Raw genomic sequence first — 14,591 nt, forward strand, 5'->3', positions numbered from 1 at the left:
CCCCCTGGTTCCTTCGGGAGCCGGGTGAGGGTGAACGCCTGGCCTGATCTGGTAGTAGGTAAGCGATGGGGTGACGCAGGAGGGTAGCCCATCCCAGGCGATGGTTGTTCCTGGGGTAAGCATGTAGGGAGGAGCGTAGGCAAATCCGCGCTCTATTATCCTGAGATGTGATGCCGAGCCGATTGTGGTGAAGTGGGTGATCCCATGCTGCCGAGAAAAGCCTCTAGTGAGTGTGCCGGCGGCCCGTACCCTAAACCGACTCAGGTGGTCAGGTAGAGAATACCGAGGCGATCGGGTGAACTGTGGTTAAGGAACTCGGCAAATTGCCCCCGTAACTTCGGGAGAAGGGGGGCCTTCGCTGGTGATGGACCGTGCGTCCGGAGCTGGTGGGGGTCGCAGTGGCCAGGGGGAAGCGACTGTTTACTAAAAACACAGGTCCGTGCGAAGTCGTAAGACGATGTATACGGACTGACGCCTGCCCGGTGCCGGAACGTTAAGGGGACCGCTTAGCTTGTGGTAACGCAGGCGAAGGTGAGAACTTAAGCGCCGGTAAACGGCGGTGGTAACTATAACCATCCTAAGGTAGCGAAATTCCTTGTCGGGTAAGTTCCGACCTGCACGAATGGCGTAACGACTTCCCCGCTGTCTCAACCGCAGACCCGGCGAAATTGCACTACGAGTAAAGATGCTCGTTACGCGCAGCAGGACGGAAAGACCCCGGGACCTTCACTACAGCTTGACATTGGTGTTTGGGACGGCTTGTGTAGGATAGGTGGGAGACGGTGAAGCTCGGACGCTAGTTCGGGTGGAGTCATTGGTGAAATACCACTCTGGTCGTTTTGGATGTCTAACCCGCGCCCGTGGATCCGGGTGGGGGACAGTGTCTGGTGGGTAGTTTAACTGGGGCGGTTGCCTCCTAAAGGGTAACGGAGGCGCCCAAAGGTTCCCTCAGCCTGGTTGGCAATCAGGTGGCGAGTGTAAGTGCACAAGGGAGCTTGACTGTGAGACCGACGGGTCGAGCAGGAGCGAAAGCTGGGACTAGTGATCCGGCGGTGGCTTGTGGAAGCGCCGTCGCTCAACGGCTAAAAGGTACCCCGGGGATAACAGGCTGATCTTCCCCAAGAGTCCATATCGACGGGATGGTTTGGCACCTCGATGTCGGCTCGTCGCATCCTGGGGCTGGAGTAGGTCCCAAGGGTTGGGCTGTTCGCCCATTAAAGCGGTACGCGAGCTGGGTTTAGAACGTCGCGAGACAGTTCGGTCCCTATCCGCTGCGCGCGCAGGAGACTTGAAGGGGGCTGTCCCTAGTACGAGAGGACCGGGACGGACGAACCTCTGGTGTGCCAGTTGTTCTGCCAAGGGCATGGCTGGTTGGCTACGTTCGGGAGGGATAACCGCTGAAGGCATCTAAGCGGGAAGCCTGCCTTGAGATGAGGTCTCCCACCCCTGTGAGGGGGGTAAGGCTCCCAGGTGACGACTGGGTTGATAGGCCGGGTGTGGAAGCATCGTAAGGTGTGGAGCTGACCGGTACTAATAGGCCGAGGACTTGACCACAAAGCAACAACACCCGCTGCGCGGGTGGTGCTCGCGTCCACTGTGTGATCTCAGAGACATCAAACCTGAGACCCACACCGATACCAATGTCCTATCGCGAGGTGGGTGTGTTGGTGGGTGGTGTGCTCGGTTGGTTGTTTCACGGGGTTACGGCGGTTTTAGCGGAAGGGAAACACCCGGTTACATTCCGAACCCGGAAGTTAAGCTTTCCAGCGCCGATGGTACTGCACCGGGGACGGTGTGGGAGAGTAGGACACCGCCGGACAATTTTTCGAATAGCAGGAAGGGCCATCCAGGAGCCGCAGGGCTTCCAGGGTGGCCCTTCCTGCATTTCCAGGACTTATTTCTCCCCGGTTCCCACTGTCTGTCGCGTCCCGGTGGGTGGCATTAGGGCCGGCGCAGGGCAACAGACGGGCCCCGCAAGTGACCGCTAGGACGTGCGAAGCCGTGCCGGCACGCCGGGATGGCGGCAGGGCCGTATGGCGGCAGGGCCGTGTCGAGATAGTGCCTGGCCTCACTCAGAAAGAGCGACCACGGGACTGCGCCGGGATACGGGCCTCGCCTCCGGCTCGGGCTGTGTTTTCCAGGCGCTGACGCGCGTCTTCTCGCACCGCGTACTGCAAGAGGTCCGGCTGGCCGCCGTTGCAGGCGCCGAGCTCCGCCGACCTGCGTCTCGCCGACGCGGCGCCGTATTGAAGGACACGCGGGAGGGCGGCGGGAGCACAGGGTCTCTACTGCGGGAGCACAGGGCCTCTACTTGCGACGGTGAGGAGGCCGACAGGGGGTCTGCTTGCGACGGTGAGCAGGTTGGGCCGGGGGTCTTCTTGCGATGGCGGGGAGGCCGATCTGGGCGAGGGGGGCGGCGTTGTGTTGGCGTCTGGGCTTGTGGGGGTTAGGGCGGTGGGGGTGGGGCTTGCGGTGATGGGGCGGGAGGTTGGGGGGGAGGGGTGAAGAGGGTTTCGGTGGGGGCGTTGATGGTGTCCAGGACTTTGCCTGTGAAGTAGACCGTGCCGATGGCTAGGACATGTGGGCCGAGTTCGGTGAGGAGTCTGCGGGTGAGTTGAGACTCGTCGATGGCGGTCCAGGTCGCGGGGAGGGGGGCGGTGAAGCGCAGGTGTGGGAGCGCCAGGCGTACGAACGTGACCGGGAGGCCGGCGAGTTCGGTGACGGCTCCTTCGATGTCCTTGTGGTCGGGGAGGCACAGGAGGACATGGTCCACGCGGGGCCAGTGCCGTAGGGCCATCGTGAGGGCCGTGGCGACGCCGGCTCGGTTGATGGCCGAGTCGACGCACAGCTTGGTTCCGCTCTCGGGAAGGGTGTGGAACGACAGGCGGCCGGGGAGCCGTACGGACGCGAGCACGTCCGTCAGCGTCTTCGGGGGCGGGAGGGGCAGGTTCAGCAGGGAAAGCATGCGCGCGGCGGCGGCGCAGCCCAGTACGGCGTTGCGTCGGCCGTAGGAGGGGGGAAGGAGATCAGGGGGCAGCGTGCCGCCCTCGGCACTGACCGTCTCCAGATCCACCGTCTCCAGATCCACCGTCTCCAGATCCACCGTCTCCAGATCCACCGTCTCCAGATCCACCGTCTCCAGATCCACCCTCCCTGCTTCCACCTCAGCCGCCTTCGCTGCTTCCGCCTCGGGTACCTCCATGGGTTCGGTCTTTGAGGGGGAGCTCGCTTCGGTGTCCGTGGAGTCGTTGGTCGGCTCGGTGTCGCGTCGGAGTGCTGTGCCGGTGCTGAGGCGTGTGGTCTTTCCAGGTCGTGTGGTGCGGTCGCGGAGCACGGTGGTGATCGCTTGGTGGACGGCCGGCTGTTGGGGGAGGGAGAGGACGGCCTGGGTGCGGGCGGATGTCACCGCGGCCTTTTCGCGGGCTATCTCGGCGGGGGTGTCGCCGAGGACGCCGACGTGCTCGGCGAAGATCTCGGTGATGGCCACGGTGTGCGGGGGGAACAGGGAGACCTCGTCGGAGGCTCCGCCCATGCCGGCTTCGAGCACGATGACGTCGGCCTCGATGTCTCGCGCGTGCAGGATGCCCGCGATCGTGAAAAGGCCGACAGGGGAGAGGTATCCGGGAGATTCGCGGCGGTCCGGCATGGACCCCAGGGCCTTGGAGATCCGGGCGGCCAGAGCGCTCAGCGACGCATCCGAGATGGCGGTGCCGTTCACTCTGACGCGTTCACGGTTGGCGCGCAGCGCCGGGCTGGTGACGGAGACGACCCTCAGGCCCGCGGCGGCGAGGTAGGCGGACGCGTAGGTGGCGGTCGTGCCCTTGCCCTTGGAGCCGACGACGGTGAGGACGGGGGCGCTCGCCGTGGGGGCGCCGAGCAGGTCCAGGAGCCGGCGGGCTCGGGCGAGGCTGCGGCGCTCTCCCTGGCCGCGGGCGCGCCATTCGGCGAAGAAGACGTCGTCCGGGCTCACCGCACAAGTCTATTGCCGGGCGCGGTTCCCGGTTTCCACAGGCCGCGGGACGGTCGGCCGGGCGGTGATGCAGGCCGATAAGCTGACGGAGTGATGGCAGGGCAGGAAATTCGAGTCGTCGAGGCCGCGATCCGCGAGCGTGGAGTCGAGTGGGACATCGATCCCACGCTCGACCGCATCGCCGGGCTGGCGGACATCCTCGGGCATCCGGAGCGCATGTACCCGGTCATCCACATCGCCGGCACCAACGGCAAGTCCAGCACGGCCCGCATGGTCGACGCGCTGCTGCGCGCCCGGAACCTGCGGACCGGCCGGTACACCAGCCCGGAGTTCTCCGAGATGCGCGAGCGCATCTGCGTGGACGGCGTCCCCCTCCCCGAGGATCGCTTCATCGAGGTCTACCGCGAGATCGAGCCTTACCTGGAGATCATCGACGGGAAGCTCGGCCGGGTGAGCTTCTTCGAGGTGCTCACCGCGATGGCGTTCGCGGCGTTCGCGGACGCTCCGGTCGACTTCGCGGTCGTCGAGACCGGCATGGGCGGCACCTGGGACGCGACGAACATCGCGGACGGCACGGTCGCCGTGATCACGCCGATCTCCCTCGACCACACCGAGTATCTGGGGCCGGACGTCGAGACGATCGCCGGGGAGAAGGCGGGCATCATCAAGCCGGGCGCGACGGCGGTCCTGGCGCAGCAGCCGCTGGCCGCCGCCGAGGTGCTGGTCAGGCATGCGGCGGAGGTCGGGGCCACCGTGGCGCGCGAGGGGCTGGAGTTCGGCGTGCTGCACCGCGAGCTGGCCATGGGCGGCCAGATGCTCCGGCTGCAGGGCCTCAAGGGCGTCTACCAGGACATCTTTCTTCCGCTGTACGGCGCGCACCAGGCGGGCAACGCGGCCTTGGCTCTCGCGGCCGTGGAGGCTCTCACCGCAGGCGATGATCCGCTCGACGAGGAGCTGGTGCGGCAGGCGTTCGCGGAGGTCTCCAGCCCCGGGCGGCTGGAGGTCATACGGCGCGGGCCGACGGTACTGGTGGACGCCGCGCACAACCCGGGCGGCATGGAGGCGAGCGTCGAGGCGGTCAGCGAGTCGTTCGGGTTCACCCGTCTCATCGCCGTCGTCGCGGTCATGGGGGACAAGGACGTGGACACGATCCTGGAGCTTCTGGAGCCGATCGTCGAAGAGATCGTGGTGACGCGCAACTCGTCCCCGCGCTCCATGGACGTGGCCGAGCTGGCCGAGCGCGCCGAGGGCATGTTCGGCCCCGAGCGGGTGCACCGCGCCGACCGGCTCGACGGGGCCATCGACACGGCCATGGGGCTCGCCGACCAGGGCGACGAGTTCGGCTCCGGCGTACTCATCACCGGCTCCGTCGTGACCGCGGGCGACGCCCGCATCCTCCTGAAGGCGACCCGATGACCTCCCCAGAGCCGGACGCCCCCGAGCGCGCGCGGGTGACCTCCTCACAAGCCCCGGGCGATCTCGCCCCTGGCCCTGCACCCTCCCGAAAGCCGCGACCCGCTGAACGCGGACGGACGGTCGCGGAGGAGCGCTATTCCGCTGGGGGTGAGCCGGGAAGTTCGAGTGGACCGGCTCCCGCCGGGGTGGTTCGGCGGCGACCCGGAAGCCGTCATCTGGTGACGGCGCGGCGGCTTCGGAGGGGCTGCGGCGTGCTGAGGGCGGGCGGACGGCCGCGGAAGGTGAGTCGGTGATGGCGGGGGAGTCCAGCATGTCAGGGGAGAAGACGGTTGCCGGTGGGGGCGGGCGGTTCAAGGTCACGCCTGGGATGCGGCGGCTCGGGGCGAGCGTGTTGGGGATGGAGGCGATCGTCCTCGGGCTGGTGACGCCGGTGGCGATCGTGATCAACAAGGTGTCGCCAGGGGTGGCCGTGACGGTCGGGCTGGGGCTCGCGGTGGCGTGCGTCGTGGTGGCGGGCATGCTGAAGCGGCCCTTCGCCTACATCGCGGGCAGCGTGGTGCAGGTCCTGGCCATCGCGACCGGGTTCCTCGTCCCGATCATGTTCTTCCTCGGCGTGGTGTTCGCCGCGCTGTGGATCACGGCGATATTCGTCGCTCGGCGTGTCGAGGGCGTGACTTAACGCTAAAGTCGGCCGGTATGGCCGTCCCCCCAATCCAGGCCACGGGCCTCACGGCTCTCGGCCGGGTCAATCGCATACCGCTCGTGCTCGACGTGATCGTCGGGCTGCTGACCGCCGTCGCCCTTCCGCTGGCGATGGTGGCCGTCCCGAACACCATCTCGGTGGTCTCCGCCCTGCTGCCTCCGGACATCGCCGGGGTCGGCGTCCTGCGCGCCCACGGGCTCGCCCTGCCGGTGATGCTCTGCGTGGTGCCGCTCACCGCCGCGGCGCTCGGGCGGTTCTCACCCGCCCCCGTCCTGCTCGCGGGACTGGTGCTGCTGGGCGTGGCCGACGTGGCCGGAGGCTACGCCGGCTCGGCCGTGGCGGTCGGGGTCCTCAGGGCCCTGCACGGCGCGGCCGCGGGCATGCTCGTCCCCGCCACTCTCGCCGCCTGCCGGGGACGGTCCGCCTCCTCGCGCGGGGTGCTGGTCTCCGTCTGGGCGGCGGCCCTGGCGGGGGCCCTACTGACCGCTCAGGCGCTGGCGCTGTGGCCGCTGGACCAGGTGACGTCGTGGCGGGTCACGCTGCAGCCGTACCCGATGCTGACGGGGGTGGCGCTCGCGCTGGCCGCGGCCTACTTCGCGATCAGCCGTCTCACCGGAGAGGACGCCCGGACCGCGGAGGACGGTCGGTCGGTGCGGGTGCTGTTCACGCTGGGCCCTTCCGCCGGCGTCGCGCTGCTCGCTCTCGGCACCACGTTCGGGTGGCCGCCGTGGTCGATCGTCGTGGCCGCCGCGGTGGCGGTGGCGGTGCTGCTGACGCCGGCGTGCGCGGGGCGGGCCGGAGGGCCGGCAGGGCGGGCGCTCGCGTTCGTGATGGTCGCCGTCGGCCTGGTGGTGCTGCCGACGGCCGCGCAGGTCACCTACGTGGAGCTGGGCGGCCTCGGCGGGCCGGGGCTGTCGGGCCTGTGGGCGCCGTTCGGGCTGGCCGTGCTGCTCGTGCTGGCCACCTGCTTCGTCCCGCGGGTCGCGGGCCGGTTCGGTGAGGTTCCGGCGTCCAAGCTCGCCGCCGGAGGGCTGGTGGCCATGGTGGCCGGGCTGTGCGCGATCCGGCTGCTGGTGCCGGCGCCTTCGGGCATGCCGCTGCTCGTGCCGTTCGTGCTGCTCGCGGGCGGCGCGGCGGTGGCGGTCGCGTCGGCCGTCCGCGCGGTGCCCTTGTCCACGGCGTTGTCCGCCCTGTCCCTCTGCCTGCCGGCCGTTCTCAGCGGCTTCCTGCTCGGAACGGGTATCCAAGTGGAACGATTGCATGCGCTCAGCACGTCGGGTGAGGTCACCTCGCAGGCGATGGCCGACGGGTTCGTCGAGGCGCTGCACGTCTGGGCGCTGGTCGCCGGGTTCGCCGTGGTCGTCATCCTGGTACTGGGGGCGGTGCTGGCGACCCGCTCGGCCGATCGGGCCCTGGGGGACGTCCCGGCCGACGCCGTGACCGACGTCCCGCCGCGGGGAATGGAGGACGGCGCGGACGAGGGCGGTCACGACCGGGCGGCGGCCGGCGCGGCGACCGACGCGGCGACCGGCGCGGCCGGCGGGTCCGCGGGCCCGGAGGAGGCGGGCCGGGCGGCGGGCGAGGAGGACGCCGGCGGCGGCCCGGAGACGTCGATGATCCCGGTGGTGCCCGCGCCCACCCGGTCCCCCGAGGCGGGCGGCGGCGAGGACGGCCGGGAAGGGGACGGCGAGGGGTCCGCGGGCCGGTAAGCTGCGCACACGCTTCCCCTCTCGCCGGCCGTCTCGCGTGGCGCCTGGCGTTGACAATGAAGGAGATTCCCGTGTCCGAGCGCACGCTTGTCCTGATCAAGCCCGACGGTGTCCGCCGCGGCCTCATCGGTGACGTGATCGCCCGCGTGGAGCGCAAGGGCCTCAAGGTCGTGGCCTTGGAACTTCGCACGCTCGACGTGGAGACGGCCAAGGCGCACTACGCCGAGCACGCGGAGAAGCCCTTCTTCGGCGAGCTCGTCGAGTTCATCACCTCCGGGCCGCTGGTGGCCCTGGTGCTGGAGGGGCCGCGCGCGATCGAGGCGTTCCGCTCGCTGGCCGGCGCCACCGACCCGGTGAAGTCGGCGCCGGGCACGATCCGCGGCGACCACGCGCTGGAGATCGGCGAGAACGTCGTGCACGGCTCCGACTCGCCGGAGTCGGCCGCCCGCGAGGTCAAGCTCTTCTTCCCCGACCGTTTCTGAGCGATGGACGTTCCCGGCTCCCGCGAGGGCCGGGTGGGACGGGCCCCGGCGCGCACGGCGCGCCGGGGCCCGTTCGTTGGAGGGTGTTTCCGCAGGTCCCCGCCGTGTGATCAGGTGAGTGCGACAAGATTTTCCCCGGCGGGGCGGCTCGTTGCCCGCGCGAGTGGGTACGTTCCGTTACGATTCGAATGCGAATCGTAATCTCTCGCGAACGACCTGTAGGAAGGTTTCCTTCCCCATGGGCAGCAAGCTGGCATTCCTCGGCCGTGACATGGCCGTCGACCTCGGCACCGCCAACACGTTGGTGTACGTGCGGGGGCGCGGCATCGTGCTCAACGAGCCGTCGGTGGTGGCGATCAACACGACCACCGGCAAGATCGTGGCAGTGGGCATCGAGGCCAAGAGGATGATTGGCCGGACGCCCGGGAACATCGTGGCGATACGCCCGCTGAAGGACGGCGTGATCGCCGACTTCGACGTCACGGAGCGCATGCTCCGCTATTTCATCCAGCGCGTGCACAAACGGCGGCACTTCGCCAAGCCGCGCATCATCGTCGCCGTCCCGAGCGGGATCACCGGCGTCGAGCAGCGGGCCGTCAAGGAGGCCGGCTACCAGGCCGGGGCGCGCCGGGTGTACATCATCGAGGAGCCGATGGCCGCCGCGATCGGCGCGCGGCTGCCCGTCCACGAGCCGACCGGCAACATGGTGGTCGACATCGGCGGCGGCACCACCGAGGTCGCGATCATCTCCATGGGCGGCATCGTGACCAGCCAGTCGATCCGCGTGGGCGGCGACGAGCTGGACCAGGCCATCATCGCGTTCGCCAAGAAGGAGTACTCCCTGATGCTCGGGGAGCGCACCGCCGAGGAGATCAAGATCGCGATCGGCTCCGCCTGCCCGATGGGGGACGACTGTCACGCCGAGATCCGCGGCCGTGACCTGGTCACCGGCCTGCCGAAGACGATCGTGGTGTCGGCGGACGAGATCCGCAAGGCGACCGAGGAGCCGCTGAAGTCCATCATCGACGCGGTGAAGTCGACGCTGGACAAGTGCCCGCCCGAGCTGTCCGGCGACCTGATGGACCGGGGTGTGGCCCTCACCGGCGGCGGGGCGCTGCTGAAGGGCATGGACGACCGTCTGCGCGACGAGACCGGCATGCCGATCCATCTCGTGGAGAACGCCCTGGACTCGGTGGCGCTCGGCTCGGGCAAGTGCGTCGAGGAGTTCGAGGTCCTGCAACAGGTCCTGGTGCCCGAACCGAGACACTGACCACATCGATGGAGCCGAGAGACCGATGAGGGATACGCGCCGTGCGCGGTTGATCCTTGGCCTGCTGCTGGCCGCGGCGCTCGTCCTGATCACCGTCGACCACCGCCAGCGCGACGACTCCCTGTTCGAGCCGGTGCGCTCGCTGGCGTCATCGCTGTTCGGCGTGGCCGAGCGTGCCGGGACGAACGTGGTGGGGCCGATGGGCGACCTCGTCGACACCTACGCCTCCGCCGGCGAGTACAAGCGGCAGATCGCGGCGGTGCGCGCGGAGAACTCCCGCCTGCGGCGCGAGCTGACCGCGCGCACGCTCGACCGGCAGCGGTCCGAGCAGCTCACGCGCATGCTCGGGCTGTCGGGCCTCGGCGGGTACCGCGTGGTCGCGGCCCAGGTGATCGCGAGGCGCGGCGTCCCGGGGTTCGAGGAGGCGGTCGAGATCGACGCGGGGTCGGGCGACGGCGTGCGGCCGGACATGACCGTGCTGAACGGGGACGGCCTGGTGGGGCGGATCGCCCACACCGGGCCCGGCACCTCCACGGTGGTCCTGCTGACCGATCCGGCCTCGACGGCGGGGGCGCGCATGGAGGGCGGCAACCAGGTGGGCGTGGTGACGGGCCTCGGCCCGGCCGCGGAGAGCCGTCTGATCCGCTTCCGGTTGCTGGACTCGGCGGCGTCGCTGTCGGCGGGGCGCCGCATCGTGAGCTTCGGGTCGGAGAACGGCGTGCCGTACGCGCCGGGCCTGCCGGTGGGGGTGATCGAACGCGTGGAGCCGACGCCGGGCGAGCTGACCCGGGTGGCCTACGCCAGGCCGTTCGTCGACTTCGCGGCGCTGGACGTGGTCGGGGTGGTCGTGAAGGCGCCGCGCCGCGATCCACGGGACGCCATGCTCCCGCCCGCGCCTCCGCCGCCCAAGAAGCAGGCCCGCGCGCCCGCTCCTCCCGCCGCGCCGCCCCCCTCGGCGCCGGCCCCCGCGCCCTCGCCGTCCGCGACGACGCGCGAGGACCGCCGGGAGGAGCGCCGGGGTGAGCCCCGGGACGAACGACGGGACGGGCGGCAGGAGGAGCGCCGCGAGGAGAGGCGGGAAGAGCGGCGCGGCGAGCGGCGGGAGGACCCCGGCGAGCGACCACGGCGCGAGGAGGACGGCGAGGCGAGGCGGCGCGGCGCGCACGCCCGGCACGCCCCGCCGGCCCGCCGGGCGCCACGGGCCCACCGGCCCGCGCGCGAGAAGCGTGACGGACATGACGGCCGTGCGGGGCACGGGCGGGACCGAGCGGGCGGGAGGACGTGACACAGTGCTCCGAGCGATCACGGCGGTGCTGCTCGCCGGCCTCATCATGATCGTGCAGGTGAGCATCGTGAACCGCCTCCCCCTTCCCGGGGGTGGAGCCCCTGACCTGGTGCTCCTCGGCGTGGTGATGTTCGCCCTGGCACGCGGGCCGGTGCCCGGGGCCGCCGCGGGCTTCGCCATGGGCCTGGCCGCCGACGTGCTGCCGCCCTCGGCGCACGTCATGGGCCAGTACGCGCTGGTGTTCTGCCTGGTGGGCTACGCGGTGGGGCGTGCCGCCGAGCGGGCGCCGGGGGCGTCGGCGGTCACGGTGATCGTCGCGGTCATGGTCGCGCCGCTCCTGGCGGCCGGGGTCGGCGGGCTGCTCGGCGACCCGCGGGCCGACTGGCACACGCTGCCGCGCGTGTGGCCGGTCCTGGTCATGTACAACCTGGCGGTCGCGGCGGCGGTGTTCTGGGGGGTCTCGCGGTTCTCCGCGCGCCGCCACCGGCGCGAGGCCGTCCCCACGGGGGCCTACCCGGTTCGGAGGCACGTGTGACCCGTGTCCGCGCCCGGCTGGTCGTGCTGCAGTTCCTGGTCCTGACGCTGCTGGCGGTGCTGACCGTGCGGCTGTGGCAGGTGCAGGTCGTGCACGGGTCGCAGTTCGTGGTCGCGGCGACCGAGACCCGCACCCGCGACGTCATCGTCCCGGCCGTGCGCGGGCAGATCCTGGACGCCTCGGGGCGTCCCTTGGTGCGCAACCGCGCCTCGCTGGTGGTCTCGGTGGACCGCGCCGAGTTCGAGCGCATGCGAGACGGCGGCGCCGCGGTGCTGAAACGCCTCGGGGCGGTGCTGGGCCGTCCGCTGAAGGAGCTGCGCCAGCGCATCCGCCCGTGCGGGCCGAAGGTGCACCGTCCGTGCTGGCCCGGCTCCCTCTACTCGCAGATCCCCATCGACGACGACGTCTCCACCCGGCAGGCCCTGCAGATCCTGGAGCGCCAGGAGGACTTCCCAGGGGTCGTCGCCGAGGTGCAGGCCGTCCGCGACTATCCCCTCGGGACGGGCGCGTCCCAGACGCTCGGCTACCTGCAGCCGGTCACCGAGGAGGAGCTGAAGAAGCGCTCCAAGCTCAAGGCGAACTTCTCCGGCGTCGACCTGGTCGGCAGGGACGGCCTGGAGTACGTCTACGACGAGGCGTTGCGCGGCCAGTCCGGCCTGCGCCGGGTCCAGGTCGACCGCATGGGCAAGGTGCTCGGCGTCGAGCGGCAGACCTCGCCCGTGCCCGGCGACGTGCTGATCACGAACATGGACGTCAACGTGCAGAAGGCCGTGGACGCGGCGCTGGCCAAGGCCATGAAGAGCGCGCCGAGCGCGGACGGCGCCGCCGCGGTGGTGCTGGACGTGCGGACCGGCGGGGTGGTCGCGATCGGCAGCATGCCGACCTACGATCCCTCGGTCTGGGCGGGCGGCATCTCCGAGAAGGACTACCAGCACCTGCTGTCGGAGAAGGCGGGCCTGCCGCTGATCTCCCGCGCGACCCACGGCCAGTACGCGCCCGGCTCGACGTTCAAGGTCTCCTCGGTGTCGGCGATGGTCAGGGACGGCTACCCCTTGCACGGCAAGTACGACTGCCCGGGGGTGTTCGACGTCGCGGGCACGGCGTTCCACAACTTCCACGGCATCCCCCTCGGCGTGCTCGATCTTCACACGGCCCTGGTGAAGTCCTGCGACACGATCTTCTACAAGGCGGCCTACGAGATGTGGCAGCGGGACGGCGGCCTCACCCCCGTCCGCCGCCCCAAGGAGCCGATGACCAACACCGCCAAGGCGTTCGGGTTCGGCAGGAGGACCGGCATCGACCTTCCCGGCGAGGTGCCCGGGCGCATCCCGGGCCGGGCCTGGAAGAAGCAGATGTGGGACGCCACCCACCACCTGAGCTGCCAGCGCGCCAAGACCGGCTATCCCGAGGTGGAGAAGAAGAACCCCGGCCGGGCGGCCTACCTCAAGAGGCTCGCCCACGAGAACTGCGTGGAGGGCATGCAGTGGAAGGCCGCCGAGGCCGCCAACCTCTCCATCGGGCAGGGGGACGTACTGGTGACGCCGCTGCAGCTGGCCGCCGCCTACGCCGCCCTGGTCGGGGACGGCAAGCTGCGCAGCCCGCGCATCGCCAAGGCGATCGTGCGGCCGGACGGCAGCCACGTCGAGGAGATCAAGGCCCCGGTGACGGGACGGCTTCCGGTCGACAAGGGCACCCGTGACTACATCCGCAAAGCGCTGAGCGAGGTGACCTCGGACGGCACGGCGGCGGGCGCGTTCGGCGGCTTCCCGATGGACGTGGTGAAGATCGGCGGCAAGACCGGCACGGCGGAGGTGTACGGCAAGGAGGACACCTCCTGGTTCGCCTCCTTCGCGCCCGCCGCCGATCCGCGCCTGGTGGTCGTCGTCACGGTGTCGCAGGGCGGCCAGGGCGCCATGGCCGCGGCCCCGGCGGCGCGCGAGATCTGGGAGGCCATCTACGGCATCAAGGGCCCGCCGGCCCTGCCCGGCGGCAAGCCGGTCGCGCGCCTGCCGAAGATCAGGAGCGACGGGACGGTGGCGGAGTGAACCAGGCCCTGGTCCCGCGGAACCGCTCCCTGATGCGCAGGGCCGTCGGCGCGCAGTCGGCGGTGTGGCGGGCCGACGGCGTGCTGCTGGTCGCGGCGATGGCGCTGTCGGTCATCGGCACGCTGCTGGTGTGGTCCTCCACCCGTACCTGGGCGGCGGGCGCGCCGACGGGCATGGTCATGAAGCACGTGCTCAACCTGGTCATCGGCTGGGTGCTGTGCGGCATCGCGGCCCTGGCCGACCAGCGGACGCTGCGCATCTACGCCCCGGCGGTGTACGGGGTGGCGCTGCTCGGGCTGCTCGCGGTGATCACCCCGCTGGGGTCCACGATCAACGGGTCGCACTCGTGGATCCTGCTCGGCGGCGGGTTCGCCGTCCAGCCGTCGGAGCTGGCCAAGCCCGCGCTGATCCTCATGCTGTGCGCGCTGCTGGCCGAGCCCGCGCCCGGCACCGACCGGCCGCGCCCGCTGGACCTGCTGCTCGCCATGGCCGCCGCCGCGATCGCCATGGGGCTGGTCATGCTCCAGCCCGACTTCGGCACCACGATGGTGCTCGCCGTGATCACCGCCGCGTCCCTGATCTTCGCGGGCCTGCGCAAGCGCTACATCGTGGCGCTGGCCGCGGTGGCGGGGGCGGGCGCCGCGGCCGTGTGGCTGTTCGGCCTGCTCAAGCCGTATCAGATCGCCCGGTTCACCGCGTTCATCGACCCCGCCAACGACCCGCGCGGCGCCGGGTACAACAGCACCCAGTCGCTGATCGCCATCGGCTCGGGCGAGCTGTTCGGCAAGGGCCTGTTCCACGGCGGGCAGACCACCGGCAGGTTCGTCCCCGAGCAGCACACCGATTTCATCTTCACCGTCGTGGGGGAGGAGTTCGGGTTCCTCGGCTCGGTCGCCGTCGTCGCGCTGCTGGGCGTGATCCTCCTGCGGGGGCTGCGCATCGCCCGGCAGTGCGAGGACCGCTTCGGGGCGCTGGTCGTGGGCGGGATCGTCTGCTGGTTCGCCTTCCAGACCTTCGTCAACGTGGGCATGACGATCGGCATCATGCCGATCACCGGCGTCCCGCTGCCGTTCGTGTCCTACGGCGGGACGGCGACGTTCGCCAACATGATCGCCCTGGGCCTGCTGCAGGCCGTCCACATCCGCGAGCGGGCGTTCTGACCACCCTGGGACGCGC

The 14,591-nt window shown here is 70.4% G+C and carries 10 protein-coding genes and 2 rRNA genes (1 of these 12 running past the window's edge); 11 read left to right on the top strand and 1 reads right to left on the bottom strand.

Features of this window, described 5'->3' with window-relative positions; genetic code table 11:
- A 23S ribosomal RNA gene (locus BJ981_RS28320) occupies window positions 1–1,554 on the top strand (it extends 1,583 nt beyond the left edge of the window).
- A 148-nt stretch (window positions 1,555–1,702) separates the two neighbouring features.
- Window positions 1,703–1,819: ribosomal RNA gene (gene rrf, locus BJ981_RS28325) — 5S ribosomal RNA — on the top strand.
- Window positions 1,820–2,446: 627 nt separating this feature from the next.
- On the opposite strand, the gene BJ981_RS28330 is transcribed toward rrf, so the two are convergent.
- The gene (locus BJ981_RS28330) at window positions 2,447–3,970 is read right to left on the bottom strand and encodes a folylpolyglutamate synthase/dihydrofolate synthase family protein (RefSeq protein ID WP_184616497.1); all 1,524 of its coding nucleotides are present in this window, start codon (window positions 3,968–3,970) and stop codon (window positions 2,447–2,449) included.
- A 93-nt stretch (window positions 3,971–4,063) separates the two neighbouring features.
- Here BJ981_RS28330 and BJ981_RS28335 point away from each other — a divergent pair, with 93 nt between their 5' ends.
- The 9 genes from BJ981_RS28335 (at window position 4,064) to rodA (ending at window position 14,575) form a co-directional block, all read left to right on the top strand.
- The gene (locus BJ981_RS28335; RefSeq protein ID WP_184616498.1) at window positions 4,064–5,386 is read left to right on the top strand and encodes a bifunctional folylpolyglutamate synthase/dihydrofolate synthase; all 1,323 of its coding nucleotides are present in this window, start codon (window positions 4,064–4,066) and stop codon (window positions 5,384–5,386) included.
- A 310-nt stretch (window positions 5,387–5,696) separates the two neighbouring features.
- A complete protein-coding gene (locus BJ981_RS28340; RefSeq protein ID WP_184616499.1) occupies window positions 5,697–6,065 on the top strand; it encodes a DUF4233 domain-containing protein in 369 nt (122 codons plus the stop codon).
- 17 nt (window positions 6,066–6,082) lie between these two features.
- On the top strand, window positions 6,083–7,798 hold the full coding sequence (locus BJ981_RS28345; RefSeq protein WP_184616500.1) for a hypothetical protein: 1,716 nt from the start codon (window positions 6,083–6,085) through the stop codon (window positions 7,796–7,798).
- Between the two features lie 56 nt (window positions 7,799–7,854).
- Window positions 7,855–8,280 carry a nucleoside-diphosphate kinase gene (gene ndk, locus BJ981_RS28350; RefSeq protein WP_184616501.1) on the top strand — a complete coding sequence of 142 codons (426 nt, stop codon included), beginning with the start codon at window positions 7,855–7,857 and terminating at the stop codon, window positions 8,278–8,280.
- A 238-nt stretch (window positions 8,281–8,518) separates the two neighbouring features.
- Window positions 8,519–9,550, top strand: a complete 1,032-nt coding sequence (locus tag BJ981_RS28355; RefSeq protein ID WP_184616502.1) for a rod shape-determining protein — start codon at window positions 8,519–8,521, stop codon at window positions 9,548–9,550.
- A 25-nt stretch (window positions 9,551–9,575) separates the two neighbouring features.
- Window positions 9,576–10,835, top strand: coding sequence for a rod shape-determining protein MreC (gene mreC, locus BJ981_RS39455; RefSeq protein ID WP_184616503.1), 1,260 nt, complete (start codon window positions 9,576–9,578; stop codon window positions 10,833–10,835).
- A 4-nt stretch (window positions 10,836–10,839) separates the two neighbouring features.
- Window positions 10,840–11,370: a rod shape-determining protein MreD gene (mreD, locus tag BJ981_RS28365; RefSeq protein WP_239139545.1), complete on the top strand. Its 531-nt coding sequence runs from the start codon at window positions 10,840–10,842 to the stop codon at window positions 11,368–11,370.
- On the top strand, window positions 11,367–13,415 hold the full coding sequence (gene mrdA / locus BJ981_RS28370) for a penicillin-binding protein 2 (RefSeq protein WP_184616505.1): 2,049 nt from the start codon (window positions 11,367–11,369) through the stop codon (window positions 13,413–13,415). Before mreD ends, mrdA begins: the two co-directional genes overlap by 4 nt.
- A gap of 32 nt (window positions 13,416–13,447) precedes the next feature.
- Window positions 13,448–14,575: a rod shape-determining protein RodA gene (gene rodA / locus BJ981_RS28375; protein WP_184617621.1), complete on the top strand. Its 1,128-nt coding sequence runs from the start codon at window positions 13,448–13,450 to the stop codon at window positions 14,573–14,575.
- The last annotated feature ends 16 nt before the right edge of the window (window positions 14,576–14,591 follow it).

The organism is Sphaerisporangium krabiense, assembly GCF_014200435.1.
GTDB classification, from domain to species: Bacteria; Actinomycetota; Actinomycetes; order Streptosporangiales; family Streptosporangiaceae; genus Sphaerisporangium; species Sphaerisporangium krabiense.